The 23,328-nt window shown below is 62.6% G+C and carries 13 protein-coding genes; 6 read left to right on the top strand and 7 right to left on the bottom strand.

What is annotated here, in order from left to right:
* Positions 1–248: 248 nt before the first annotated feature.
* Complete coding sequence (gene alaC / locus ACP7EG_RS05155; protein WP_426086697.1) at positions 249–1,466, bottom strand: alanine transaminase; 1,218 nt, start codon at positions 1,464–1,466, stop codon at positions 249–251.
* Between the two features lie 309 nt (positions 1,467–1,775).
* Between alaC and ACP7EG_RS05150 the strand changes: the two genes are divergently transcribed.
* Positions 1,776–2,459, top strand: a complete 684-nt coding sequence (locus tag ACP7EG_RS05150) for a pentapeptide repeat-containing protein (protein ID WP_426086696.1) — start codon at positions 1,776–1,778, stop codon at positions 2,457–2,459.
* A 178-nt stretch (positions 2,460–2,637) separates the two neighbouring features.
* On the opposite strand, the gene ACP7EG_RS05145 is transcribed toward ACP7EG_RS05150, so the two are convergent.
* A complete protein-coding gene (locus tag ACP7EG_RS05145) occupies positions 2,638–3,858 on the bottom strand; it encodes an MFS transporter (protein ID WP_426086695.1) in 1,221 nt (406 codons plus the stop codon).
* Between the two features lie 114 nt (positions 3,859–3,972).
* Between ACP7EG_RS05145 and ACP7EG_RS05140 the strand changes: the two genes are divergently transcribed.
* On the top strand, positions 3,973–4,902 hold the full coding sequence (locus ACP7EG_RS05140) for a LysR substrate-binding domain-containing protein (protein WP_426086694.1): 930 nt from the start codon (positions 3,973–3,975) through the stop codon (positions 4,900–4,902).
* Positions 4,903–4,924: 22 nt separating this feature from the next.
* Here the strand turns inward: ACP7EG_RS05140 and ACP7EG_RS05135 are convergent, their stop codons facing one another.
* The 4 genes from ACP7EG_RS05135 to ACP7EG_RS05120 all read right to left on the bottom strand — a co-directional run bounded on the left by ACP7EG_RS05135 (position 4,925) and on the right by ACP7EG_RS05120 (position 17,012).
* Positions 4,925–11,992 (bottom strand): YDG domain-containing protein, encoded by a 7,068-nt coding sequence (locus ACP7EG_RS05135; protein ID WP_426086693.1) that lies wholly within the window; start codon positions 11,990–11,992, stop codon positions 4,925–4,927.
* Positions 11,993–12,646, bottom strand: coding sequence for a filamentous hemagglutinin N-terminal domain-containing protein (locus ACP7EG_RS05130; protein ID WP_426086692.1), 654 nt, complete (start codon positions 12,644–12,646; stop codon positions 11,993–11,995).
* Positions 12,647–12,672: 26 nt separating this feature from the next.
* Complete coding sequence (locus tag ACP7EG_RS05125; protein ID WP_426086691.1) at positions 12,673–14,331, bottom strand: ShlB/FhaC/HecB family hemolysin secretion/activation protein; 1,659 nt, start codon at positions 14,329–14,331, stop codon at positions 12,673–12,675.
* A gap of 410 nt (positions 14,332–14,741) precedes the next feature.
* Positions 14,742–17,012: a carboxy terminal-processing peptidase gene (locus tag ACP7EG_RS05120; RefSeq protein ID WP_426086690.1), complete on the bottom strand. Its 2,271-nt coding sequence runs from the start codon at positions 17,010–17,012 to the stop codon at positions 14,742–14,744.
* A gap of 519 nt (positions 17,013–17,531) precedes the next feature.
* Between ACP7EG_RS05120 and ACP7EG_RS05115 the strand changes: the two genes are divergently transcribed.
* Complete coding sequence (locus ACP7EG_RS05115; RefSeq protein WP_426086689.1) at positions 17,532–19,502, top strand: methyl-accepting chemotaxis protein; 1,971 nt, start codon at positions 17,532–17,534, stop codon at positions 19,500–19,502.
* A gap of 50 nt (positions 19,503–19,552) precedes the next feature.
* On the top strand, positions 19,553–19,825 hold the full coding sequence (locus ACP7EG_RS05110) for a putative signal transducing protein (RefSeq protein WP_426086688.1): 273 nt from the start codon (positions 19,553–19,555) through the stop codon (positions 19,823–19,825).
* Positions 19,826–19,834: 9 nt separating this feature from the next.
* Here ACP7EG_RS05110 and ACP7EG_RS05105 read toward each other — a convergent pair whose 3' ends face one another.
* Positions 19,835–20,383: a thymidine kinase gene (locus tag ACP7EG_RS05105; RefSeq protein WP_034755172.1), complete on the bottom strand. Its 549-nt coding sequence runs from the start codon at positions 20,381–20,383 to the stop codon at positions 19,835–19,837.
* Positions 20,384–20,677: 294 nt separating this feature from the next.
* Here ACP7EG_RS05105 and ACP7EG_RS05100 point away from each other — a divergent pair, with 294 nt between their 5' ends.
* Together ACP7EG_RS05100 and ACP7EG_RS05095 are read left to right on the top strand one after the other, a co-directional pair.
* The gene (locus tag ACP7EG_RS05100) at positions 20,678–22,069 is read left to right on the top strand and encodes a pyridoxal-phosphate dependent enzyme (protein WP_426086687.1); all 1,392 of its coding nucleotides are present in this window, start codon (positions 20,678–20,680) and stop codon (positions 22,067–22,069) included.
* On the top strand, positions 22,066–23,247 hold the full coding sequence (locus tag ACP7EG_RS05095; RefSeq protein WP_426086685.1) for a trans-sulfuration enzyme family protein: 1,182 nt from the start codon (positions 22,066–22,068) through the stop codon (positions 23,245–23,247). Before ACP7EG_RS05100 ends, ACP7EG_RS05095 begins: the two co-directional genes overlap by 4 nt.
* Positions 23,248–23,328 lie beyond the last annotated feature (81 nt).

Raw genomic sequence — 23,328 nt, 5'->3', positions numbered from 1 at the left:
AGGATAGCCGCGCATTGAAACATGCATTGCCACCAACGTCCACAGAATACTCTTCAGACAACAAATATGAATTTCCAGGCAAAAAAAAGCCCGCTGCGGGAGCGGGCTGAATCTATTTCCTTGGAGGAAGATAGAGGAGACAGATGAATGATGCCGCGTCGCAGCATATAAAACCACTTTATATTCGTGATGTCAGAAATACGCGGTAGTGATATTAGGGGCAACAGATCATTCCATGCGGCAACCTTTTACGTTGCCGCATGCGCTTTCCCGTCGCCAGAACGCAACATATTCTTGATGCCCCGCAACGCTTGCCGTACGCGGGCCTCATTTTCGATCAGGGCGAAGCGCACGTATTCGTCGCCGTACTCGCCGAAACCGATGCCGGGAGAGACGCTCACCTTGGCTTTTTGCAGCAGCAGCTTGGCAAACTCCAGCGAACCCAGGTGGCGGTAAGCCTCGGGGATATGCGCCCAGATGTACATCGACGCCTTCGGCTTTTCCACCATCCAGCCCGCTTCATGCAAACCTTTCACCAGCACGTCGCGGCGGCGCTGGTACTGGGCGCAGATTTCCGTCACGCAGCTTTGATCGCCTTCCAGCGCGGCAATGGCCGCCACTTGCACGGGCGTAAAACTGCCGTAGTCGTGATAGCTCTTGATGCGCGCCAGGGCCGACACCAATTCCGCGTTGCCGACCATGAAGCCGATGCGCCAGCCCGCCATGTTGTAGCTTTTCGACATGGTGAAAAACTCCACGGCCACGTCGCGCGCACCGGGCACCTGCATGATGGACGGCGCCTTCCAGCCATCGAAGGTGATGTCGGCATACGCCAGGTCATGCACCACCAGAATATTGTGCTGCTTCGCCAGCGCGACAACGCGCTCGAAAAACTCCAGTTCCACGCATTGCGCCGTGGGGTTGGACGGAAAACCCAGCACCATCATCTTCGGTTTCGGGTAGCTTTCGCGGATGGCCCGTTCCAGTTCGGCAAAGAAATCCACGCCCGGCCCCATGCGCACGGAACGGATGTCGGCGCCCGCGATCACGGCGCCCCAGATGTGGATGGGGTAGCTGGGATTGGGTACCAGCACCGTGTCGCCACGGTCCAGCGTCGCCAGCATCAAATGCGCCAGGCCCTCTTTCGAGCCGATGGTGACGATGGCTTCGCTGTCCGGGTCGATATCGACCTCGTAGCGCTTCTTGTACCAATGGGCAATGGCGCGGCGCAGCCGCGGAATACCTTTTGACGCGGAATAGCCGTGCGTGTCGGGGCGTTTCACCGTTTCGACCAGCTTGTCCACGATGTGCGCCGGCGTGGCGCCATCGGGATTACCCATCGACATGTCGATGATGTCCTCGCCACGGCGGCGCGCGGCCATCTTGAGCTCGGCGGTGATATTGAAAACGTAGGGGGGAAGGCGATTGATGCGCGAAAAGCTGCGCGGAGCTTGGCTGTCGGTCATGATATCTCTATACGTAAGCGCCCGGATCCGTCCGAGCGACGTTGGCGCAGTGGCTGTGCCTGCAACGATATTAACCCGGTTTATCCAGCACTGGCAAGGGTGCTGCAGAGCCGTTACAATGCAGGCTGATCGAAAATGAGCGCACCGGTTGGTAACCCGGTAAGTGCCCGGCACCGTCCGGCATGCTCCCGCCCACGCGGACCCACGGCGCTGACCCTTGGCTGTTACACCAGCCGGGGAGGTGTTCTGGTTCGTGCATTTCCCGCCGCGCCATCCCTCCCCTGCTTTTTTACTTTAGGAATGAGACGGATGGCAACACACGACACCGCAGCAAGCAGCATGACCCTGGACCGCGCCGGCATGGAGCAGCAACTGGCGCAATCAGTGCACCACTTCATCGATTGCGCCTTCGATGGCGAAGACTTGTCGCGCCTCGATTTGCAAGGTTGCACGTTTGAACGCTGCACCTTTGCCGAAACCAGCTTGTTCGCCAGCAAGCTGGCGCGCAGCACCTGGCGCCGCTGCCGCGCCGGCAGCGCCGATTTCGAATCCGTCGACGCCGTCGACGCCACGTTCGAAGGCTGCGACCTGAACAACACAAAATGGCGGCGCGCCAAGCTGGCCTCAGTCACCTACCGGGGCTGCAAGCTGACGGGCGCCTCGTTCGAGGAAGTAGCCCACCTGGGCCTCACCTTCGAGGACAGCCTGCTGGTGGGCGCCGACTTGCGCGGCTTTTCTTTCCGCAAGGCCATCTTGAAACAGCTGGATTTTTCCGATGCCTATCTGGCCGGCTGCGACTTCCGCGACGCCGTCTTCGAAGGGGGCAGCTTGCGCAACGCCACCATCAAACTGGCAAAGTTCCAGGGCGCGGACTTGCGCGGCGCCGATATCGACGGTTTCAAACTGAGCGAAGCGGCGCTGCTGAAAGGCGCCGTCATCACGCATGCGCAGGCAGCCAACTTCATGCGCGCGCTCGATCTGGTAGTCATCTAATTGGTATTGATTTAATTTCAACAGGCAAAAAAAAGCCCGCTACGGGAGCGGGCTGAATCTATTTCCTTGGAGGAGATAGAGGAGACAAGTGCATCTTGCGGCATCGCGGCATATCACGCCACTTTATATTCATGATGATAGAAATTCCTGCCAGTGATAATGAGACGGCATCAGGGTTTCAAGCCGGGCGGCGCGTGGCCAGCGGTAAAAATTCTGCCAGCCACACCAGCAGGGCCAGGCCCGGAAACGCCATGCCAGTCAGCAAGGTCGCTGGCCAGCCGTAGCTGGCATACACCCAGGCGCCGACGGCCGAACCGGCCGCACCGCCGGCAAAGAACAGCGCGAAATACAGGCCATTCAGGCGACCCCGCACTTCCGCGCCCAGGCTGAAGATGGCGCGCTGGCCCAGTACCAGATTCGCCGCCACGCCCATGTCGAGCACGATGGAAGCGACCACCAGCAAGCCCAGCGCCAGGTGCTTCGATGTTGGCGCGAACATCGGCAAGGCAAACGCGACGATGCCCAGCGCCAGCGCGGCAGCCGTGGCCGGCAAGGTATGGCCCGCATCGGCCAGGCGGCCGGCGATGGGCGAGGCAATGGCGCCCGCCATGCCCACCAGGGCAAAGATGGCGATGCCCGTTTGCGACAGGCCGAACGCGGGGCTGGCCAGCACCAGCGGCGTGACGGTCCAGAACAGGCTGAAGGCGCCAAACAGGCCCGCGTGATAGGCGGCGCGGCGGCGCAGCACGGGTGTGCCCAGCAGCAAGTGCCACAGCGAGGCCATCAGGGCCGGATATTTCATGTTCGAGACGGGCTGGCGCACGGGCAAGGCGCGGCGCAACACCAGCGCCAGCAGCAGCATCAGCACGGCGGCGCCGCCAAACACCACGTGCCAGCTGGCGTGCGCGGCCACCAATGACGCCACGGGACGGGCCAGCATGATGCCCAGCAACAAACCGCTGACCACCTTGCCCACCGTCTGGCCCCGCGTCGCTTCCTGCGACAGGTGGGCGGCAAACGGCACGATCACTTGCGCCGCCACGGAACCGAGGCCGATGGCCAGTGCAGCGGCCAGGAACACGATGGCGCCCGTGCTCATGGCCGCGACCACCAGGGCGGTGGCCGTCACCAGCAGGGCCGTGATGATCAGGCGGCGGTTTTCCAGCAAATCACCGAGGGGCACGACAAACAGCAGGCCCAGGGTATAGCCGACTTGCGTCAGCGTGACGATCAGCCCGGCCGCCTTGGCCGACAGGCCCGTCGAGGCGCTGATGGGCCCGACGAGGGTTTGCGCGTAATACAGATTGGCCACGATCAGGCCGGAAGCGACGGCCAGCAGCAGCACCATGGCTGGCGCAATGTCGTGGGGAGTAATAGATGAAGATGAGGCCTTGTTCATGTTGTTTCCTCGGTTCGGTAGAGATGTTGCCATTCTAGGCAAAACCGGGGCAAAGATAATTAGCGCATAATCTACCTACACTTTTCACATAAGATGAACAACGGAAGCTATCCTATGGACAAGATCAAGGCCATGCAGACCTTCGTGCGCATCGTCGAAGCCAACAGCTTTTCCAAGGCGGCCGAGACATTGAATTTGCCGCGCGCCGCGCTGACGGCCACCCTGCAAAAGCTGGAAGCCTACCTGGGCACGCAATTGCTGCAGCGAACCACGCGCCGCCTGTCCCTGACGCCGGAAGGGGCCGAGTACTTTCGCCACTGCATCGATATCTTGAAGGCTGTCGACACGGCGGAACTGGCCTTTCGTGGCCCCGACGCGACAAAACCGCGCGGCTTGTTGCGCATCAACTTGCCCAATACGGTGGGCCGCAGGCTGGTCGTACCGCATATCGCACACTTCCACGCCGCCTGGCCGGACGTGCAATTGCAGCTGAGCCTGACGGACCGCCTGGTCGACCTGACGCAGGAAGGCATCGATTGCGCCTTGCGCGTGGGCACCTTGCAAGATTCCGCCTTCATCGGCAAACAGGTCGGCCTGATGCGCTTTGTCACGTGCGCCTCGCCCGCCTACCTGGCGCGGCACGGCACGCCGCACACCCTGGCGGACTTGGCCACGCACAGCGGCGTCATGCATTACTCGGGCCGCACGGGGCGCGCTTTCGACTGGGATTTTCAACAAGGCAAGGAGGTCGTGCGCGTGCAGATGGCCGGCCCCATCGCCGTCAACGATGCCGACGCCAGCGTCGCCTGCGCCTTGCAGGGGCTGGGACTGGCGCAGGCGGCCATGTACCAGGTGCGCGAGCACCTCGACAGCGGCGCGCTGGTCGCCGTACTGGCCGACCACCCGCCGACGCCCATGCCCATGTCGCTGCTGACGCCGCAAGGGCGGCTGGCCACGCCCAAGCTGCAGGCGTTTGCCGGCTGGCTCACGGCCCTGCTGGCCGCGAATGCGGATGTGCAAACGCCGCACGGCGCCCCAGCGTAGTGGCGACGGCGGCGATGGCGGCTCAAGGCATGGCCGTGCTCAGCTCGGCCGGCAGCAAGATGCCCCGCTCAAGCACGCTCAACTGTAAGCCGGGCAGCACATTGCGGGACACTGCGCCGTTCGCGCCAGCCATGACAGGCGCGGCAACGATGGTGGTGGAGGCCTTGTTCTCCACGCCCCGGACATGTTCCGCGACCACCATATTGCCTGCCCGCGGCACGGCAGACACGGCGGCCACAGCCGCTGTCACCGCGCTTTGCACCGCTTCGGTCGGATTGACTTTCAGCGTGCCGTCGACATAGCGAATGGCATAGTTATTCGACGTCAAGCCCGATGCGGCGATCTTGTAAGTGCCGGATGGTGAGGCGGTGCCTGCGAGGGTGTCGAACAGCAAGGAACCGTTCAGTTCGGAAGCCACGCTGTCGCCGGCCAGCCAGCCCGCATAACTGGCGTCAAACACGGGATTGGGCCGGCCCTGGCCTTTCTCGGCATTATTGGCGGTCACCGTCAGCTGCGCTTGCGCAATATCGGCGCGCGTCGTTGCGCGCGCGCTGACCACGTAATTTCCGGCGTCCAGGCCGCTCAGGCGTATACCGTCCATACTCACCAGCTTGCCCTGCCCCGCCTGCTTGTCGACAAATTGTGCGGCATTGCCGGCAACGCTCAACTGGTCGCCCGCGAGGCGGTCATCGCGCCAGCTCACGCTGGCATTGGCGGTGGCATCGTAGACCTTGTTGCCCGCCGTGATGCTGACCGTCAATGTGGCTGGCGTAATGCTGGCCGTCAAGCCGGTCGGATCGCTGAGCGTGTAATTGCCAGCCGCGCCGCTGGCGGTACTGAACAGAGTAGCGCCTTTTACCGTCACCGTCTTGTCCTTGCCCGCGTCCTTGTCGCTGAACTTCCCGCTCAAACCGGCGAAGCCCAATGTTTCCGAATCAACCAGGCCGGACAGGCTGCCGCCGCTGAGGCTGGCGACCGTGCTGCCGTCATACACCTTGTTGCCGGCGACAATGCCGGCCAGCGTCAGGGCCTTCGGCGTGATGCTGGCGCTCAAGTCCGTGGGCTCGGCCACCACATAGTTGCTGGCCAGGCCGCTGGCCATGTCGAGCAGGGTCGTGCCCGTGACAATGACCGCCTTGCCATTGCCGACATTCTTGTCGCCGAAGTTGCCCGTCAGGCCGGCCAGCCCTACGCTCTCGCCGGCGACCAGCCCGGACAGCACGCCGCCGCTGAGGCTGGCCTGGCGATTGCCATCATAGACTTTATCGCCCGCCACCACGCCGCTCAGGGTCAGGCTGCGGGCCGTAATGTCGGCCGCGGTGCTGGCCACATCGGTGCCCAGCACATAGTTGCCGGCGTCCGCGCCGCTCAAGGCCAGGCCGCCGATATGCACCGTCTTGCCGCTGGCCGCATTCTTGTCGCTGAAAACGCCGCTGGCACTGGCCAGGCCCAGGCTATCGCCCGCCACCATGCCGTAGAAACTGGCGCTGCGGGTATCGAGCAACACGCTGCTGTTGCCGTCATAGACCTTGTTGCCCGCCTTGATGCCGCCGATGCCGCCGATGACGGCCCGGCTGATCTCGGCCGTCAAACCGGTCGGATTGCCGAGCGTGTAATTGCTGGCCAGGCCATGCGCCGTATCGCGCAAGGTGGCGCCGCTCACTGTGACGGCCTTGTCCTTGCCCGCATGCTTGTCCGCAAAAACAGCGTTCAAACCGGCCAGCTCCAGGGTTTCCATCTCCACCAGGCCACTCAGGAAGGCGCCCGACAAGCTGGCCTTGCTGCTACCGTCATACACCTTGTTATTGGCGACAATGCCGGCCAGCGTCAGGGCCTTCGGCGTGATGCTGGCAGTCAAGCCCGTGGGCTCGGCCACCACATAGTTGCTGGCCAGGCCGCTGGCCGTGTCGAGCAGGGTCGTGCCCGTGACAATGACCGCCTTGCCATTGCCGACATTCTTGTCGCCGAAGCTGCCCGTCAGGCCGGCCAACCCCACGCTCTCGCCGGCGACCAGCCCGGACAGCACGCCACCGCTGAGGCTGGCATGGCGATTGCCGTCATAGACTTTATCGCCCGCCACCACGCCGCTCAGGGTCAGGCTGCGGGCCGTAATGTCGGCCGTGGTGCTGGCCACATCGGTGCCCAGCACATAGTTGCCGGCGTCCGCGCCGCTCAAGGCCAGGCCGCCGATATGCACCGTCTTGCCGCTGGCCGCATTCTTGTCGCTGAAAACGCCGCTGGCACTGGCCAGGCCCAGGCTATCGCCCGCCACCATGCCGTAGAAACTGGCGCTGCGGGTATCGAGCAACACGCTGCTGTTGCCGTCATAGACCTTGTTGCCCGCCTTGATGCCGCCGATGCCGCCGATGACGGCCCGGCTGATCTCGGCCGTCAAACCGGTCGGATTGCCGAGCGTGTAATTGCTGGCCAGGCCATGCGCCGTATCGCGCAAGGTGGCGCCGCTCACTGTGACGGCCTTGTCCTTGCCCGCATGCTTGTCCGCAAAAACAGCGTTCAAACCGGCCAGCTCCAGGGTTTCCATCTCCACCAGGCCACTCAGGAAGGCGCCCGACAAGCTGGCCTTGCTGCTACCGTCATACACCTTGTTATTGGCGACAATGCCGGCCAGCGTCAGGGCCTTCGGCGTGATGCTGGCGCTCAAGCCCGTGGGCTCGGCCACCACATAGTTGCTGGCCAGGCCGCTGGCCGTATCGAGCAGGGTCGTGCCACTGACGCTCACGCGCTTGCCCGCGCCCGCATTTTTGTCGCCAAACTGGCCATGCATGCCCGTCATGCCCAGGGTCTCCATGCCCACCAGTCCGCTCAAAGTGCCGCCCGACAGCGACGCCGTGGCGTTGCCGTCATAAATCTTGTCGCCGGCAGTCACTGCGTCCAGCGTCAACACCTTGCGCGTGATGTCGGCCGTCGCGGTGGCGCTGCTGCTGGCCAGTACATAATTGCCCGCGTCCGCGCCGGTCAGGGTGATGCCGCCGACATGCACGGTCTTGTTGCTGCCGGCATTCTTGTCACTGAAAGCGGCGGCGCTACTGTTGAATGCCAGGTCGTCGCCGCTGATCTTGCCGTTAAGCAAGCCGCTGTGCGCCTTCACCGTGGCATCTACGGTGCCGTCATACGTCTTGCTATTGACCGTAATGTCCGTCACGGCGCTGATGGTGGCCTTGCTGATGTTACCCGTCACGCTGTGCGGCGTTGCCAGCACATAATTACTGGCCACACCAGCGGTGGCGCCGCTGCCGGCGTCTGCAAAGAGCGCCTCGCCGATGGTGACGGCCTTGTCATTGCCCGCGTTCTTGTCCGCATACGTGCCCTTGCCCGTGACGCCCAGGGTTTCGGTACCGACCAGGCCATTCAACACACCGCCGCTGAAGCTCACTTGATGATTGCCGTCATACACCTTGTCGGCGATGCTGGCGAGCGTCAATGCCTTGGGCGTGATATCGGCGCTGGTGCTGGCCGAGCTGATGGCAAGCGCATAGTTGCCCGCATCGGCGCCGCCCAACTGCAGGCCGCTGATGTTGACCGTCTTGCCCTGGCCTGCGTTCTTGTCGCTGAACGCGCCCACACCGTCGATCGTCAGCACGTCTGCGGCTATCTTGCCGCCAAACACCGCTGCGCTGGTATCGATGGTGGCGCCCGTCAAACCGTTGTAGACCTTGTTGCGCGCCAGAATGCCGCCTATGCTGGTGATCAGCGCCGGCGTAATGTCGCCGTACATGTCGCTCAAGGGTGCCAGGATATAGTTGCCGCTGGCACTGCCACCCAAGGTGGCGTTGCCAGCGATGGAGATGTGCGTGCCGACGTTCTTGCTGGCATAGCTACCGGACAGCGAAAGGCTCAGCCTGGCCAGGTCATCGCCCACTACACCAACCAGGTTTCCGCCGCGCAAGATGGCAGAGGTCGTGCCGTCGTACACCTTGCTGTCCGCCGAGACGCTGCCCAGGCTGATCTGGCGCGGTGTAATAGTCAGGCTGCCATCGACATAGCTGATCAGGTAGCCATTCTGGGCGGTGGAATACAAGCCGCTGACCCGCACCGCATGGGTGCCGACATTCACCGCGTCGCCGTTCTTGCCGCTCAATACCGCTGTGCCCAGCAGCAGTGCAGGGTCGACCGGCCTGGAATACGAAATGCCGCTCGCGTTGCCGCCCGGTGTCCCATCGTAAACTTTGCTGGCGTTGGAGGCCGTGACGAGCAACGGCGTCATGAACGAACGCAGCAAGGGTGCGCTGTGTCCATCATAGACAACCCAGATGTTGTTCAAATCCCAGGCCGGACTGCTGGTGCCATTGTAGTTGGCCAGGTTTTTCAGTTGCGCCGTGGTCAAGCCCGTGCCGCCCAAGCTGCTGGCCTGCCCGCTGATCTGCGTATCCCAGTAGCTGCTGCTGATCCGGGACGATACCGATGTTCCTCCAGCCAGTCCGCCTAGCGCCCCTGCGCCGCGGACGACAACAGCTGCATAGCTATTGCCGATGGCGCCGAAGTTGTTTTCGCCAGCCAGCCCGCCGACGCTCATGCCGCCCGTCGCACTGCCCGTCGCATAGCTGTTTTGAATCTCGCCATAATTCCTACCCACCAGCGCGCCCACTGCCTTGCTGCCTGAAATAGTGCCACTGACAAAACTGCCGCTGATCTTGCCAGCGTTTTCACCGGCGAAGCCGCCGACATAGTCCGTCCCTTTGATGTTGACGTCGCTCAAACCGAGGGCCGAGATACGGCCGCTCCTGCCGATGTTGCCGATCAGACCGGTGGCATTGTTGCCGGCATTGTTCATGTACAAGCCAGAAATAATATGCCCCGCGCCATTCACGCTGCCACGGAAGTCGCTCCAGATGTCGCCGATCGGCACGAAACCGGCACGCCCCCATACATCGCCGCCGGCCGTGCCGGCGGCGCTGAAGCTGCTGCCCACGCTATACGCTGCCATCCTGTCCATCGTCATCAATTGCAGTTGATGGGCGGAGTTGATGGTGGTCGAATACTCGCTGCTCAGCATTGGCAGGGTGCCGCCGATGCCATTGAGCATGGTATCCGCTCCCACCGTGACCCAGTTATTGCCGCTACGGCCCGATGTCGTGGTGAAGGTGAACCCCGCAAAGCTGGCCGGATTGCGCATCTGCGCTTCCGTCAATCCCGTGGCGCCCGTGCCGCCTCCCGCATTCGACTGGCCGATGCCTTGCAAGCCGGCATTCGCGCTGCTGTTGAAATAGGCGTTCGTGATGCGACCGTTGCTGTAGCCCGCGACACCACCCGGGAGAGCCTGCTGCGCAGTTACCTTGCCGAAAGCATACACATTGTTGAGCGTGCCGCGGTTCCAGCCGACGACGCCGCCGGCAAAGTTTGTGCCGCTGACCGCGCCGATGGCATAGCTATTGCTGATCACCGTCGCTGACTCGGTCGTTCCCACCAGGCCGCCGTAGCCGAAATCGGAGACGCCGTTGCCGCTGGAAATAACCTTGCCAATTGCGTAACTATTGTTGATCGTTAACGGACCCGCAAATCCGACCAATCCCCCCAGAGAGCCCGAGCCCGTCACGGCACCGGTCGCATGGCTTTCCGAAATCGTGCCCCAGGCGTTCGCCACCAGACCGCCTGCCGCATTAGCGCCCGTCACCGCGCCTGTCGCAAAGCTCTTTGTGATGGCGCCCATGTTGGTTTCCACCAAGCCTCCGGCAGCGCCTCCCGTCACCGTGACGCGCATGCTGCTGCTGCTATTGCTGATGACGCCTTCCTCGCCATTGGTATGCACCAGGCCACCCGCTCCCTGCCCGGTACCGGAAAAGTAATCGACACTGCCACTGGTGCGGCTGCCGGTGATTGTGCCATCATTGGCACCGACCAAGCCGCCGAACGGATAGCTTCCACTCAGCGACACGTTACCGTGTGCGCTCACATTCTCGATCAGGCCCGCATTGACCCCCGCCAGCATGCCCATATACGACCAGCCAAAAGCGTTGCTATCGGTGCGCATGACTGTATTGATCAGATTAACATTGCGCACCACGCCGCTGCTCGCGATCGCGTTGAACATGCCAATAGACATGCCATCCTGGGGCTGACGAAACGTCAAACCGACGATGTCGTGGCCCAGTCCATCAAATTTCCCCATGAAGGGCATGCCCAGGATCGGGCTTTGCACGCCGCCCAAGGGCGAGAAACCCGTGCCCCCATTCCAGTCAGCGGTGGCGCTGGCGTCGATATGGCTGCCCAGGACATAGTTGCCCTGCATATTCCCATTAATCCCCTGCAAATCGGTACCGCTGAGGCTGCCAGCCACACCGACACTGTTGATGACCTTGTAGTTAACGAGGTCGCCATCGTTTCCCTGCCTGGTGCTGAAATTATTGCCTGTTGGCAAATCCACCGTTGCATTGACATAGTAGCCGCCGCCATTGCCTTGCGCGCCAGCCCGTTGGCCATATTCGAGAGCCAGGCTGGCCGTGCCGGAACCGCGCAGCGGCGCATTGATATGGATGTTATTGTGCGCGGTCAGGGTCAGCTTGTTGGCCGACCATGAAATCGTATCGTTGACATTGATATCGCCTGCGGCGCCGCCGCTGGCGACAGTGGCGATGCTGACATTGCTGGACTTGAGCGCATTGCTGTAAAACGCGCCAGTCTGGTCGCCACCGGAGGCCGCGATTGTAAAGTCCGTCGGGTCGATCAGCCACATGCCCGTCAAGCCTTTGGGAGCGGCCGTCGTCACCTTCAGCGCATCATCGATCTTGACGTGCGCGGCCGAGGTGTCGACAAAGCCGCCATTGCCCGTCAGGGGCGCGCTGGCGTCCAGCGTGCCGCCCGCGTTCACCGTTCCGCTCTGCATGTCGCCCAGCAATTTGATCGTGCCGCTGCGCGTATCGATCGTCTGCGCCTCGATCACGCCCGTGTTGTTGACGACGGTTTTCAGCAAGTCGCCGGCTGCCTGCGCCGTCAATACCACGCTGCCGCCGTCCGCCCGGATCATGCCGCCATTGTTGACCAAAGCACCCACGGCGCCCGCGTTGACGGCGACATTGAGCAAGCCGTCGCCCGCCACATCCAGCGTGATGGCCCTGCCCGCCGCCAGGGCCACCTAGCCCAGGCGTGCCTGGATCGTGCCCTCGTTCGACACGTTGGCGCCCAGCAAGGCCACATAGCCGCCCGGCGCGCTGATCGAACCTTGGTTCAGCACCTTGCCGGTGCCATTGCCGGAAAATTGGTACTTGCCGGCCATGAAGTCGGCGTTGTTGATATCGAGCGTGGACGCCACCAGGCCGGCCGTGTTCACGGACGCGCCCTGGCCGAACAGCACGCCGTTCGGGTTGACGATAAACACCTTGCCGTTGGCCGACAAGTTGCCGAGGATGGTCGTGCCATCGCTGCCCAGTACGCGGTTCAGGGCCACCGCATTGCTGTTCGGCTGCTGGAATTGCACCGATTCGCCCTTGCCGACATTAAAACTGGCCCAGTTGATGACGGCGTTCTGGCTGCCCTGATTGATCACCGTGGCGCCCGGTGTGCCGTTGATCGTTGCCTGCCCCGCCACCACCGTGCCACCTGTGGGCCCCGCCAGAGCCAGCGAGCCATAGCCGAGCATCAGCGCCGCCGCCATGCTGGTCAGAACGAAGCGGGATGCGGTGCCACCCGAGCCAGGCAAGGAACGCTTGCCAGCCGAATTGACGTTTTCGGACACGGCGGCATAGGCGCCCGTGGCCTGGTTCCAGATGGAACGATAGATGCGATTCATGACAATATCCTGATGATTTGATCTGTTTAGAAGTACTTGACTGCTTGCAGCCAGAAGCGGCCTGCCGCATCCGGTGCCGAGGTCGCCTTGGCATTGCCCAGCTTGTGTGCGTAATACGCTTTCAGGACGAGCGCATTGGCGCCCGTCCACGTCACGCCCACGCCGGCGCCGCTCAGGGTGCGGCGGTTTTCGCCGGCGCTCCAGGCGTCGCGGTTCAGCTTGACGGTGCCCGTGTCGGCAAAGGCCAGCACCTGCAGCTGGCCGGGCAAGGCCGTGAAGGCCGTCACGTTCTGGCGCAGTTCCAGGTTCAGCACGTAACCCTGGTCGCCATATGCTTCGCCGCCCGGATAGGCGCGCACGCCGCCCATGCCGCCGATGCCCATCTTTTCCGACACGTCGAGATTTTTCGACGCCGCCTGGCCGCTGAGGGTGCCGAACAAGCTCGTCTCGCCGCCCAGGCTTTGCACGCGCGCCGCGTTGAAGGCGAGCTTGTGGAAGCTGCCGTGGGTGTCTACCGTCAGCCTGTCGATCAGGCGTGCCAGCGGCGTCTCGATATCGATCTTGCCCGTGGTGTAAGTGATGGAATACGTGCTCACGCCACCGCCGCCCCAGCCATCCTTGGCGTCGCCGTTCAGGTTCAGCATCCACACCCTGGCCGTCTTGTCGTTGACGCTGCCCGTCGATTCCGTGCGGTCCTGGAAGGTCTTGTCGTCGTAGCTGACTTGCGCATACAGGTTGCTGCTGCGCGAGCGGATCAGCGGATAACTGCCATACGCACTGGCGATCTTCGCCGTGCCCTTGGCGTCGAGCACGGCAAATTCCTTGCCCAGCTTGTAATCCATGTACGTGTAGGCGCCGCCCAGGCGCAGCAAACCGGCCTGGCCCTGATACGCCAGGCGGCCATAGTTCAAGCCGTCGGCCGAAGTGAACGCGCGCACGCTGGCCACGTCGCCGATGCCGGCCAGTTCATTGATGTTCAGGGTGGCGCCGATGCGGTTGCGGCCCGTGTAGCGGTTGCCCTGGTTATCGACGTCGATGCTGCCGTTGAAACGCGCACCCGGCTGCACCTCGACGATGAGGTCGGACGCGCCCAGCGACGCCCCCGGCGCCAGGGTCGAGCTGACCTGCACGCCCGGCAAGTCCGACAGCAGCAGCAAGCGCCGCTCCAGCGGCGGCGTGGAAATCACTTGCCCGTCGAGACCGGCCAATATCGTGCCGGCCAGGCCGTCCGACAAATTGCTCTGGTTGCGCAGCTGCACTTGCCCATACTGGCCCGGCAGCACGCTGATTTGCACCACGCCATCCTCAATGTCCTGTGCCGGCAGATACGCCTGCGCGAGGAAATAGCCACGGTTCTGGTAATAGCTGGCAATTTTTGACGCCATGGCGCGCAGCTCGCCCAGGGTCAGCTCGCTGCCCGGCACGAAACCCGTGCTGGCGACCAGTTCGCTCTCGGTAAACACGGGCGGCGCCGCGATCTGCAGGCGCTGCACGGTGATGCGGGTGGTATCGCCCACCGTGGTGGCCGGCACATTGCCCTGCTGCACGCGGATGGCCGGCGGCGCTTTCGGCAACTGGGGCGCGACGGGAATCTGCTGCAGCTGGCTGCCGGCGTTCGGAGGATCGACGGCCCAGGCGGACTGGATCGCCAATAACAGGGTCAGGGGAAGGAGTTTACAACGCACAATAAGCCTCTCGGCCGCCGCTGGCGGCACAACGTACATGAAATAGGGAAAGCATGCGGCACCGGCGCCCGGTACCATTGCAGAAAGCCAAAAAAAAATTCTTTGCGGGAATATAACAAACGTGAAGAATTTATAACCAAGCAAACCTGAGCGATTCTTGACAAATTTAGTCAGGAATAGCGCGGCACAAGGGCAGGAAGACGGGGAAAAGCAGATTTGAGGGAGTGTGGCGGCCGAGGCGTGAAAAGCAGGCAAAAAAAAGCCCGCTACGAGAGCGGGCTGAATCTATTTTCTTGGAGGAGAATAGAGGAGACAAGTGCATTATGCTGCATCGCGGCATATCAATCCAATTGATTGTTGGAATGATAGAAATACGCGAAACAGATAACTCCTCCCTTACTCCACGTTCATTACTTCGATGTCGCCGCCACCGGCGTCGCCTTCACATCGGCTGCATATGGCAAGACCTTCGATGCCATGCGGGTATCGGCCTTGATGAGCGCCACTTCGTCGGCCAGGATGCGCGCCGCTTCGTTCAGCAACACGTCCTTGGCGCTCTTGGCGGCCGTTTCGGCATCGAGTTCGGCGCTGAGGGCGCGCTCGTCGCCCTGCAAGCCGTCGTCGGTGCGCAAGGCGCCCTTCACGGCGGCGATCTGCTTGGCCGTCTTGCTGGCCGCTTTCGCGCCCTTCAGCACGTCTTTCGGATCGGGAATCACCACCAGGTCGTCGGCAGGATTCGAAATCTGCGCGATCAGGCGCTTTTCACGCGCCTTGGCGCGCGCTTCCTGGGCATCGCGCTCCTTGCGGCGCACGGTTTCATTGAGCGAAATCTGGTTTTCCTTGCGCTGCTTGACGACGAGGGCTATGTCATCGAGCAAGTACTGGAAATCCTTGTCCTTGGCCACGCGCGCTTCATGTTTCTTGTCCAGCAGCGGCACGATATCCTTCAGGTCGCCCGTCGGCATGTATTGCGCCGGCTTGATGGCCACCCATGGCAGGGCATTGTCATAGCTCGATTCGCCGAAGTTTTCCGTGTCCGACATGGCTGGCAGCTTGATGTCGGGGGTGACGCCGCGCAACTGCGTGGTGCCGCCATTGATGCGGAAAAATTGCGCGATGGTCATTTTCAGCTCGCCGAAGCGGGCTTTCTCGCTGCCGCCGAAACGGTCCAGGTTGAACAAGGTTTGTACCGTACCCTTGCCGAAGCTGCCTTCGCCGATGATGACGCCACGGCCATAGTCCTGCACGGCGGCGGCGAAAATTTCGGAGGCCGATGCCGAGCCACGATTGATCAGCACGCCCATCGGGCCGTCCCATGCCAGGCCCGCATTCGTATCGCTTTCCACGTCGACCTTGCCTTCGGCATTGCGCTGCATCACGACCGGGCCCTTGTCGATGAACAGGCCCGTCAGTTCGACGGCTTCGTTCAGCGAACCGCCGCCGTTGTTGCGCAAGTCGATGAGGACGTTGTCAACCTTATCCTTCTTCAACTCGGCCAGCAAACGGCTGACGTCGCGCGTGGCGCTCTTAAAGTCTTTGTCGCCACGGCGGCGCGCTTCGAAATCCTGGTAGAAGGTCGGCAGGGAAATGACGCCGATGCGGCGCTTGACGCCGTTTTCACGCACTTCGATGACCGATTTCTTCGCCGCCTGCTCTTCCATGCTGATTTTCTTGCGCACCAGCGGCAAGACCAGGTGCTTGGCGTCCGGGCCGGCGTCGGCCGGCAGGATGTCGAGGCGCACCACGGAATCCTTGGCGCCGCGGATCAGCTGCACCACGTCGTCGATGCGCATGCCCAGCACTTCGGTGATGGGGCCGCTTTCGCCCTGCCCCACGCCGACAATACGGTCGCCCACTTTCAGCTTGCCCGACAGGCCGGCCGGACTGCCCGGCACGACTTCGCGCACCACCGTGTATTCATCGCGCGTCTGCAGCACGGCGCCGATGCCTTCGAGCGACAAACGCATGGCGATGTCGAAGTTGTCCGAGGCGCGCGGGCCCAGGTAATTGGTATGCGGTTCGATCGACATCGCATAGGCATTCATGAAGATCTGGAACACGTCTTCGCTGTTGAGCTTGCGCGAACGGGTGGTGTAGCTTTCATAGCGCTTGTCCAGCGTTTCGCGGATGGCCTTGTCTTCCTTGCCCGCCAGTTTCAGGCGCAGCCAGTCGTTCTTGACACGCTTGCGCCACAGGTCGCGCACTTCCTCGTCGTTCTTCGGCCAGGCAGCCTTTTCGCGGTCGATCTGGTAGCTCTCGTCGGCGGCAAAATCGAACTTGGTTTTGAGTAATTCACGCGCATACGCCATGCGCTCATCGAACCGCTGCTGGTACAGGTTGTAGATGGCAAACGGCGCCGTCAGATCTTCATTGATGATGGCGTCATCGAGCCTGGTGCGCAGCGGGGCGAAACGGTCGATGTCGGCCTGCACGAAAAACAGTTTTTCCGCGTCCAGGGACTTGAAATAGCGGTCGAAGATTTTCTCCGACATGGCGTCGTCGAGCGGCATGGCCTTGTAATGGACGCGCGTCAAGACGCGCGATGCCCACAAGGCGGCCTGCGTTTGCTGGGCCAGCGGCTTCATGGTGAGCGGAGGAGCGGCGCTCTTGTCCGTCTGGGCTGCGCCAGCGTGGGCTGACAGGGCAAGCACCAGGGTGACCAGCATCATTTGCTTCTTCATCGGCTTCTCCGAAAATTAGTTGAATCAATTCCAGGCGGCGCAGCTATGCATGCGCCAGCCAGCAAGACAGTAAGGGGAATACACGACTGGTCTGCATATTATTCTACAGGATACGGCCAGGCAGTCTCCCATGGAAGATCAGTTTCTTCCTGGAAGCTTAAACGCGGATTAAAGGCCGCGTCTCATTCATTACAAAGTGAAACATTCGTGACAAAAATCGCATCCCCCGCCAGCGATGAAGATCAACATGCTCGATTGAAATCAAAAAAGTCAATAGGCCGCTTTCGCGATCCTTGATGCAGATGATGTTTTTACGCGAAAAAGTGATTCCTGCGGGAAACACTTAGTAACAAAAGGCAAGCAACATGCTATCATCGCGCCCTGAAATTTTGCTTGCACGCGCGCAGCTCCCGAACGGGCACGCCTCCGCTTCAAGCGCATTCCCACCAGATCCCCTCCCCGCGTGTCATGTCATGACCAGGAATGGCCGAGCTGATTACCCTTTGCCAGACTCACACTATGCCTACAATTTCGTTCTCCCCCCGCCACTGGAGTGTCGGGGGCAAGATTACCGTCTTCACGTTTGCCCTCGTCAGCCTGATCCTCGCCAGCCTGACGACCTTGATCGGTATCCGCACCTCAAATGTCCTGGAACAGCGCGCTGAAGCGGCCGTCACCAGCGAACTCAATAGCGTCATGACGACCACCCAAGTGTTCCACACGGCCATGGTCAACGAGGCGGCCAGCTTCGCGCGCCTGTTCGCGGCCGAATTTCCCGGCCCGTTCACGGTCGACACGGGCGCCATGGTGGCCGTGGCCGGCAAGGCCACGCCGGCCCTGGCCAACGGCGGCAAGGTGCTCAACCTCGACACGGCCCTGGTCGACCGCTACACGGCGCAGACGGGCGTAATCGCCACCATCTTTGCCGCCAACGGCGATGAATTCGTGCGCATCAGCACCTCGCTGAAAAAGCAGGATGGCGAACGGGCCATCGGCACCCAGCTCGACCACAACCACCCGAGCTATGCGCCGCTGCGCGCAGGCCAGCGCTTCGTCGGCATGGCCACCTTGTTTGGCAAGCAATACATCACCCAGTACGACCCCGTGCGCGATGCGGGCGGCAAGGTGGTGGGCGTGCTGTTCATTGGCCTCGATATCAGCAAGAATCTGGCCATGCTGAAAGAGAAGATTCGCCAGGTCAAGATCGGCCAGACGGGCTACATCTATATCGTCGACACGGCGCCCGGCGCCAATTACGGCCACCTGGTGCTGCACCCGAACAGCGAAGGCAAGAGCGCGCTCGAGTTCAAGGCCAGCGACGGGCGCCTGTTCATCCAGGAAATGCTGGCGCAAAAAGACGGCGCCATGCGTTATACGTGGACGGCGCCGGGCGAAACGAGTGCCAGCGCGCGCGAAAAGCAGCTGTATTACCGTCAATTCAAGGATTGGCAATGGATCATCGCGGGCGGCACGTTCACGGACGAGATCACCCTGGAAGCGCGCCAGCTGCGCAACCAGCTGGCCATTTCCGGCTTCATCGCCCTGCTCGTCTTCGCCCTGTTGCTGTACTGGCTGGTGCGCACGCTCGTGTCGCGCCCGCTGGCCGCCGCCGAAACGGCCGCCGCGCAAATCGCCGCCGGCGACCTGACGGTGCACCTCGATACGACCAGCCTGGACGAAATCGGCCGCCTGCTGCGCGCCATGAACCGCATCAGCGACAAGCTGTCGCAAGTGGTCGGCAATGTGCGCGGCAGCGCCGGGCAGATCGCCACCGCGTCCGGTGAAATCGCCAGCGGCAACCTGGATTTGTCGAGCCGCACGGAACAGCAAGCCAGTTCGCTGGAAGAAACGGCCGCCTCGATGGAAGAACTCAGTTCCACCGTGCGGCAGAACGTCGATCACGCGCAGCAGGCAAGCCGGCTGGCGCGCGACTCGTCGACCCTGGCAGCCGGAGGCGGCGCGGCCGTGGCGCAAGTGGCCAGCACCATGGACGCCATCCGCAACTCCTCAAACAAGATCGCCGACATCATCGGCGTCATCGACGGCATCGCCTTCCAGACGAATATCCTGGCCTTGAACGCTGCCGTAGAAGCGGCTAGGGCCGGCGAGCAGGGACGCGGCTTCGCCGTCGTCGCCACCGAGGTGCGCACCCTGGCGCAGCGCTCGACGGCCGCCGCGAAAGACATCAAGGATTTGATCCAGGCGTCCGCCAGCACGGTGGACCTGGGCCACGCCCAAGTGAGCCAGGCCAGCGCCACCATGGATACCGTGGTGGCCAGCGTGCAGCAACTGAGCACCATCATGGCCGAGATCGCGCAGGCCAGCGACGAGCAGCGCAGCGGCATCGAGCAAGTCAACCAGGCCATCGCCCAGATGGACCAGGTGACCCAGCAGAACGCAGCCCTGGTGGAGGAAGCGGCCGCAGCGGCAGACGCCTTGCAGGAGCAGGCGCAGGAGCTGAACCAGGTGGTGGGCGTGTTCAAGCTGTAGTTCAAACCTGATGCTAAGATGGGGACGAATCCACCTTGCCAGGAGGCACCATGCACGACGACTACGTTTTAATAGCCCGGCTGATGATCCCCACGGATGCGCACGTCATCCGCGGCTGCCTGGCAGCGGCAGGCATCGATGTGCTGCTGACGGACGACCAGCACATGCAGGCCGACATGCTGCTGGCGGCCGCCATCGGCGGCGCCCGCGTCATGGTGCGCGAACACGACGTGGCGCGCGCCAATGAAATCCTGGCCGCCTTCGAGCGGGGCGATCTGGCGCTGGCGGACGACGCCGATGTCGGTGCGCCCGTCGTCGAATAAGGAATAAGTTTACGAGTAGAAACAGCGCCCGCACGCCTGGCGATAACTCTCGTTGCCGCCAATACTGATCTGCTCGCCTTCCTTGATGCGGCGGCCCTGCTCGTCCACGCGGATGTTCATCGTGGCCTTCTTGCCGCAAGTACAGATATTCTTCAATTCCTCGATATCGTCGGCCAGCGCCAGCAAATAGGCCGAGCCGGGGAACGGTTCGCCCTTGAAATCCGTGCGCAAGCCGTAGCAGATGACGGGCACGCCCTTCACTTGCGCCAGCTGGTGCAGTTGCTGCACCTGGGCCGTGCTGAGAAATTGCGCTTCATCGACCAGCAAACAGGCGACCTGGGGAATATCGTCGAGGAAATTCGTGTCGGCATGGAAGATATCGACCTGGCGCTGCGGGCCCAGGCGCGAGGTGACGCGGCCTACGCCGTAGCGGCTGTCGATGGCGGCCGTGTACAGGCGCACCTGCTGGCCCTGCTCTTCATAGTTGTGCGCGACTTGCAACAAGGCCGTCGACTTGCCCGCGTTCATCGCGGAATACCGGAAATAAAGTTTTGCCACTGCCGCCTGCCCTGTCTGTCTGATTATTCTGGATACTGTTTAGCACCTTTTCGAGGCGTGATTATAAATCGCAATGGAGGACTTGCGGCAGCTTAATAGTCCTGCCTTTGGCGCGGCAAGCGGGCGAAAAACGGCGCATACTCGCATCGCGCACCTTGCCGACTATATGCGCAGGGCGCATATGCAAGCATATAAACATTCGTTCGCCGCACTCGTCCACCCGCCTACACTGCGCGGCACGGAAGGCTGCTCGGGACACAATCCGGAGCGGCTGTTTCTCTGACAGGAGCCACCATGAATGATCGAATGCCATCCCCATCCCAGCCGCCAGCGCTATACAAGCTGATCGGCAATACCCCACTGGTCGAAGTCACCAGGCTCGATACGGGCCTGTGCCAGCTGTTCCTGAAACTGGAATCGCAAAATCCCGGCGGTTCCATCAAGGACCGCATCGGCCTGTCCATCATCGAAGCGGCCGAAGCCGACGGCCGCTTGCAGCCGGGCGGCACCATCGTCGAGGCCACCGCCGGCAACACCGGCATCGGCCTGGCCCTGGTGGGCCGCATCAAGGGCTACCGCGTGATTTTAGTCGTGCCCGACAAGATGTCGACGGAAAAAGTGCTGCACCTGAAAGCCCTGGGCGCGGAAGTGCACACCACGCGCTCGGACGTGGGCAAGGGCCATCCCGAGTACTACCAGGATTACGCGGCGCGCCTGGCGCGCGAACTGCCGGGCGCCTTCTTCGCCGACCAGTTCAACAATCCCGCCAATCCGCTGGCCCACGAAACGACGACGGCCCCCGAAATCTGGGAGCAAAGCGGCCATGACGTCGACGCCATCGTCGTCGGCGTCGGCTCGTCCGGCACCCTGACGGGCCTGACACGCTACTTCCGCAAGGTGCAGCCGAAGCTCGAATTCGTGCTGGCCGACCCGCAAGGCTCCATCCTCACGGAATACATCGAGTCCGGCAAAGTGTCCGACACGAGCGGGTCGTGGGCCGTGGAAGGCATCGGCGAAGATTTTATCCCGGCCATCGCCGACATGGACAGCGTCACCAAGGCCTACACCATCAGCGACCAGGAAAGTTTTGATTCCGCGCGCGCCCTGCTGCGCGCCGAAGGCATTTTAGGCGGCTCGTCCACCGGCACCCTGCTGGCAGCCGCCCTCAAATACTGCCGCGAACAGACCACGCCAAAGCGCGTCGTCACGTTCGTGTGCGACACGGGGACGCGCTACCTGTCGAAGGTCTACAACGACGGCTGGATGCGCGACCAGGGCTTGTTGCAGCGGGCGCCCTCGGGCGACTTGCGCGACCTGATCGGGCGCCGCTACGACGAGGGCGACGTCGTCAGCGTGGCGCCGGGCGACACCCTGCTGACCGCCTTCAACCGCATGCGCGCCAGCGACCTGGCGCAGCTGCCCGTCATCGATGGCGGCCAGCTGGTCGGCATCCTCGACGAATCGGACCTGCTGCTGCACGTCTCGGGCGACGCCGCCCATTTCGCGGGTCTGGTGGGCGCCACCATGACGACGCAGATCGAAACCCTGGCGCCCTCAAGCGGCTTGCCCGCCCTGCGCGCCACCCTGGACCGGGGCTTGACGGCCGTCGTCGCCGACGCTGACGCCTTCTATGGCCTGATCACCCGCTTCGACCTTCTCAATCACTTACGCAGGACACTATCTTGAGCCAAGAAACCACCCGCAAGAGCCACCTCGCCACGCGTGTCATCCACGCCGGCCAGTCGCCCGATCCGTCGACGGGCGCCATCATGCCGCCCATTTACGCCACCTCCACCTTTGTGCAGGAAAGCCCCGGCGTGCACAAGGGCTTGGACTACGGCCGCTCGCACAATCCCACGCGCTGGGCGCTCGAGCGCTGCGTGGCCGACCTGGAAGGCGGCAGCGCGGCCTTCGCGTTCGCCTCGGGCCTGGCCGCCATCTCGTCCGTGCTGGAATTGCTGGACGCTGGCAGCCACATCGTCGCCGGCGACGACATGTACGGCGGCACCTACCGTTTATTTGAGCGCGTGCGCCGGCGCTCGGCCGGCCACGAATTCACGTATGTGGATTTGACCAATCCGGAAAACCTGCTGGCCGCGCTGCGCCCGGAAACGAAGATGGTGTGGGTGGAAACGCCCACCAACCCCATGCTGAAACTGGCCGACCTGCGCGCGATTGCCGACATCTGCCGCGCACGGGGCATCATCGCCGTGGCCGACAACACCTTCGCCAGCCCGCTGGTGCAGCGCCCCCTGGAACACGGTTTTGATATCGTCGTCCACTCGACCACCAAGTATCTGAACGGCCACTCGGACATCATCGGCGGCATCGCCATCGTCGGCGCGGAAGAACGCCAGGCCGAATGGCGCGAGCAGCTGGGCTTCTTGCAAAACTCGGTGGGCGCGATTGCCGGGCCGTTCGACAGCTTTTTGGCCTTGCGCGGCATCAAGACGCTGGCCATCCGCATGCAGCGCCATTGCGAAAGCGCGCTGGCGCTGGCGCAGTGGCTGGAGCAGCAAAAGGAAGTGAAAAGCGTGTTTTATCCGGGCCTGGCCTCGCACCCGCAGCACGCACTGGCGCAGCGCCAGATGGATGGCTTCGGCGGCATCATCTCGATCGACCTCGATACGGATCTGGCCGGCGCGCGCCGCTTCCTGGAGCGCTGTGAAGTGTTCGCCCTGGCCGAAAGCCTGGGCGGCGTGGAAAGCCTGATCGAACACCCTGCCCTGATGACGCACGCCAGCATCCCGCCCGAACAGCGGGCCAAGCTGGGCATCGGCGACGGCTTGATCCGCCTGTCCGTGGGCATCGAAGACATCGAAGACCTGCGGCATGACTTGCGCACGGCACTTGATGCGATTTGAGGTGGTGATTTGTCGGATTACGCTCCGCTAATCCGACCTACGGTATGCCGAGGGCGGTAGGTCGGATTAGCCCGCAAGGGC

It is taken from the genome of Janthinobacterium sp. PSPC1-1, assembly GCF_049897625.1.
GTDB classification, from domain to species: domain Bacteria; phylum Pseudomonadota; class Gammaproteobacteria; order Burkholderiales; family Burkholderiaceae_D; genus Janthinobacterium; species Janthinobacterium tructae.
This window is presented reverse-complemented; position numbering and strand designations above follow the sequence as displayed.

What these genes read in the sequence shown, in the direction of transcription:
- alaC (WP_426086697.1), bottom strand. Translation starts at nt 1,466, where the DNA reads ATGACCGACAGCCAAGCTCCGCGCAGCTTTTCGCGCATCAATCGCCTT.
- ACP7EG_RS05150 (WP_426086696.1), top strand. Translation starts at nt 1,776, where the DNA reads ATGGCAACACACGACACCGCAGCAAGCAGCATGACCCTGGACCGCGCC.
- ACP7EG_RS05145 (WP_426086695.1), bottom strand. Translation starts at nt 3,858, where the DNA reads ATGAACAAGGCCTCATCTTCATCTATTACTCCCCACGACATTGCGCCA.
- ACP7EG_RS05140 (WP_426086694.1), top strand. Translation starts at nt 3,973, where the DNA reads ATGGACAAGATCAAGGCCATGCAGACCTTCGTGCGCATCGTCGAAGCC.
- ACP7EG_RS05130 (WP_426086692.1), bottom strand. Translation starts at nt 12,646, where the DNA reads ATGAATCGCATCTATCGTTCCATCTGGAACCAGGCCACGGGCGCCTAT.
- ACP7EG_RS05120 (WP_426086690.1), bottom strand. Translation starts at nt 17,012, where the DNA reads ATGAAGAAGCAAATGATGCTGGTCACCCTGGTGCTTGCCCTGTCAGCC.
- ACP7EG_RS05115 (WP_426086689.1), top strand. Translation starts at nt 17,532, where the DNA reads ATGCCTACAATTTCGTTCTCCCCCCGCCACTGGAGTGTCGGGGGCAAG.
- ACP7EG_RS05110 (WP_426086688.1), top strand. Translation starts at nt 19,553, where the DNA reads ATGCACGACGACTACGTTTTAATAGCCCGGCTGATGATCCCCACGGAT.
- ACP7EG_RS05100 (WP_426086687.1), top strand. Translation starts at nt 20,678, where the DNA reads ATGAATGATCGAATGCCATCCCCATCCCAGCCGCCAGCGCTATACAAG.